Here is a 2,572-nt window from a genome sequence, read left to right as displayed (position 1 = left end):
CGGGTTTCTTCAAACAGGTAACGCCTGTATGTCCCCTTCGGACGTCCGTCTTCTTTTCTTCGTTTTTTCACCGGCAGGGGCGCCTGTGTCAGGCGTTGCCCTATGTACAACTTCGCTTTCGGCATCGTTTTCTTCTTTAACTGGTTTTACTTCCGTTTCAATTCCCATAACCGGCATAACGGCTTTTGCCATATTCCTGCGGCTGTCAATATCCCTTTGAATGTTTATTTTCTTCATATATCATTCATTTTTAACTTATAATTCTTAACTCATAACTCTTTTCACGTCATGTATGTAAAATTGATTTCCGTATTCACATTGTACCACCCCTTTTCATAAAGCAGTATCTTCCGTGTATTTCCCTGAATGACGAAGGAAGAACCGCGGTTATAAATATGGTCGTCGTTGTAGTCGGCATAAGACATCCGCAAGCCGTATTTGGGCGGCATTATCTGGTTGGGAATAACCGCAACGGTTCCACCCCAGTTGTTGCCGTCGCGTTTGGCTGTGTTGATGATGCCCTGTATGCAGACGATATTGCCTGTTTGCCGGATAAACAGGCGGCTGGTATCGGTTGCATTGCCCGAATTGGCCATTTGCAGCCAGCCGGTATCGGTTAGTTTGGGTTGGTATTCCTCGGCGTAGGCGGCGCCTAATTTCTGGCAGGCTTGCTTTTTGGCATCGGTATTCGACAGCACAAGGTCAGACAGCCGGCTATCCTTACGAAGGTAATTCCCGCTGACATCTTCATTGCCCGGTGCATTCAGCTTGTCACGCAGTATCTTTTGAGCTTCGGTGGTGGATTTTCCCTGACTTGTCAAGTGATTGATATAGTCCTGAAACAGGTTTTCAAGTATGGCAAATTTAGTATCGGCATCTGTTTTCCGGTATATTCCAAGATTGTTTGCAATGGTCAGTTTTTGGTCATTGTTGTAATTGTCCATCAGCAGGTTGGCTTTTTTTCCCAGTTCCTTCACGGCGTCCGTAACCAGCACATAGCCTTCGGTCTGGTTGACCGGTTGTCCCTGTGCGTTTGTCCCCTGAAAATTACCTGTTTTAATGCCCTCCAGTTTGGTTTTATGGGTAGTGGTAAAAATCTCGCCGGTATAGGCGGCGCTATTCGGCAGTTTTCCGGCTAAAAGCGCATCCATTTCTGCTTTGGAATAGACGCCGATGCTGCTTCTTGCCGCCGCCTTGTCCGGCAGGTCGGACAGGTTGGAAGCCTTGGACAGTTTCAGTTCTCCGGTTCCCTTTTTCTCGGCATCAATAGTATTTCTGACTGCCGCTTGCTTTTCCGCTTTCCTTGCCAGCGCCTGTTCGGGGGTAAGCCCGTTCATTTCGTCGGCGGAAAGGGATACCAATTCCAGCAGGTTATTGGATATTTTTAAAAATATGTTTCCAGCTTCCGCTTTGGAATAAACGTCTAAATTCGTGCGGGCGGTTGCCTTGTTATCCAAATCGGATAAATTGCCGGATTTGGATAACTTTTTGGCCAGTTCCGTAACGACTTCCGAAGCCAAAGCATACCCATTACCGCCACCATCCGACAGACTGCCGGAAGAAATAGCGTCTAACTTGCTTTTGTATTCAGTCGTAAAATCTTCGGTTGATAAGCCCTTGCCGGTTACCGCTGTTACCTTTTTTGCCAGTTCGGTGTTGAAGGTGGTTTGGGTAACGTAAATATTGCCGATAGCCGTACCGCCAATCCGCAGTTCCCCCTGAATATCCAAATAACCGTTGGGACTGATAAGGATATTGCCCAAACTGTTTTTCAGCATAAGGTCAAAGGAATCTGCCGTATCGTAACCGATAAAGGCAATCGTTTCCCCTGCGCTGTCCGCCCATGAAAAGGTATTGACAAGCCGCTTGTCTGTTTTTGCATAAGTCTTATTGGACAGCGCTATCCCCAAACCGGAATTACTGACCTTGAACAGAGCATTGGCATATACCGTTGCGGTTTTGCCTTCGACCTGAAGCAGGGGAAGAGAAGCCGTTTTGCCGTTATAGACATTGAAATTTCGGAATCTGCCTGTTCCTTTTGCATATCCGGCGTAATTGATATTGACGGTGCCTTCATCCGTATCATCTGCTGCATTAATGATATGGGAACCGTAAAGAAGTACGGAACCTGCCTGAGAAGCCGTTGCGGATACATTGGAACAGGAAATTCCGTTATCGTCCATTCGCGCTATTTCCTTCCCTTGCCTGATAAAAACGAAAGTCCCGTTGGTTTGGATAACAATCTCATTGACAAGCAAGCCATTCAGATAGACACCCACAGAAGTGTCGCCGCTTTCCCTGACCATGTTTTTCAGCAGATAACCGTTGGATGGATGCGCCACCGATACCGCCGTTTTGGATTCAATATCTTTTTCGCCCGACAGCTTGCCTGCCAGTATCAGTTCCTTTTTGACGGTCTGGCGAGCGAAAGGCGTTTCGAGCAGTACGGCGTATTTGCCGAAGAACTTGTCGATAAAACGGGGTGCATAGTCCGGCTTTATTTCGATAAACTGCGGAACCAATCCGGTAACGGTATCAGCTATATCGGGAACATTTGCTCCGCCAATGCACA

2 protein-coding genes are annotated in these 2,572 nt (G+C 47.2%); both read right to left on the bottom strand.

Annotated elements, in window-relative coordinates:
* Positions 1–9 precede the first annotated feature (9 nt).
* Entirely contained in the window at positions 10–237 is a 228-nt protein-coding gene (locus tag ACYPWY_RS15965) for a hypothetical protein (RefSeq protein WP_459686537.1), read from the bottom strand.
* Between the two features lie 44 nt (positions 238–281).
* A partial coding sequence (locus tag ACYPWY_RS15960; protein ID WP_459686536.1) for a hypothetical protein occupies positions 282–2,572 on the bottom strand: 2,291 nt, incomplete at its 5' end.

The sequence above is a fragment of the Viscerimonas tarda genome (assembly GCF_054601255.1).
This window is presented reverse-complemented; position numbering and strand designations above follow the sequence as displayed.